The sequence below is a fragment of the Odoribacter sp. AF15-53 genome, from assembly GCF_003479425.1.
Lineage (GTDB): Bacteria > Bacteroidota > Bacteroidia > Bacteroidales > Marinifilaceae > Butyricimonas.
This window is the reverse complement of record NZ_QUHC01000003.1, coordinates 458,939-460,050: the sequence shown is the minus strand read 5'-3', so window position 1 is coordinate 460,050 and position 1,112 is coordinate 458,939. Positions and strand designations below refer to the sequence as shown.

The 1,112-nt window shown below is 44.2% G+C and carries 1 protein-coding gene; it reads left to right on the top strand.

Annotated features, from left to right (window positions below; translation table 11 throughout):
* Positions 1-11: 11 nt before the first annotated feature.
* A partial coding sequence (locus DWW52_RS09890) for an IS256 family transposase (protein ID WP_233556819.1) occupies positions 12-1,112 on the top strand: 1,101 nt, incomplete at its 3' end.

Below are 1,112 nucleotides of genomic sequence, written 5' to 3'. Positions count from 1 at the left end.
ATTTCGAAAGCATCAAAAACAAGGCCCTGGAACAATTAAAATCAGGTAAGTCCTTGTTAGGTAAAGACGGTGCGTTTGCCCCGTTATTGGAAAGTATACTAAACGCGGCACTCGAAGGTGAAATGGAAGCCCATCTCTCTGATGAAGAACGAGAAACGGGTAATCGTCGTAACGGTAAAATGCAAAAACAAGTACAAACTCCTTTAGGAGAAGTGACGGTATCCACGCCTAGAGATCGTAACTCAACTTTTGATCCCCAGTTCATTAAAAAACGAGAGACTATACTAGCCGAGGGTGTGGCCGATCGGATCATAGGTTTATACGCCCTTGGTAATAGCACCCGAGAAATAAGTGACTGGATGGAAGAGAATCTAGGAAACAGGGTATCGGCAGAAACGATCAGTTCTATAACAGATCGGGTTCTTCCCGAGATTAAAGCTTGGAAATCAAGGCTCCTTGATCCCGTGTACCCGATCGTTTGGTTGGACGCTATTCATTACAAGGTAACAGATGAAAGAGGTTACGCCGTGACTCGTGCCATTTACAACGTGCTGGGTATAACCAAGGAGGGGCATAAGGAACTACTGGGAATGTATATCTCTAAAAACGAGGGAGCGAACTTTTGGCTGGGAGTTCTCACGGATTTGCAAAACCGTGGTGTGCAAGATATACTAATCGCTTGCGTGGACGGTCTAAAGGGCTTTCCCGAGGCGATCGTGAGTGTTTATCCCGACGCTATAGTCCAGTTATGCATCGTGCATCAAATACGCAATTCTATCAAGCACGTGGGTAGTAAACACCAAAAAGAATTCCTGCTTGACCTCAAGCGAGTTTATCAAGCTGTAAATAAAGAATCAGCTGAAGAAGAACTGGTTAAACTTGACGATAAATGGGGTGAACAATACCCTATTGTCATCAAATCATGGCAAGATAACTGGGAGAAACTAACTGAATATTTCCAGTTCACGGCAACTATCAGAAGACTGATATACACGACCAATACCGTGGAAGGGTATCATCGACAAATTCGAAAAGTAACAAAAAACAAGGGCGTGTTCCCGCACGACACCGCCCTTGAAAAACTAGTTTACCTGGCTTATCGCAATATCAGG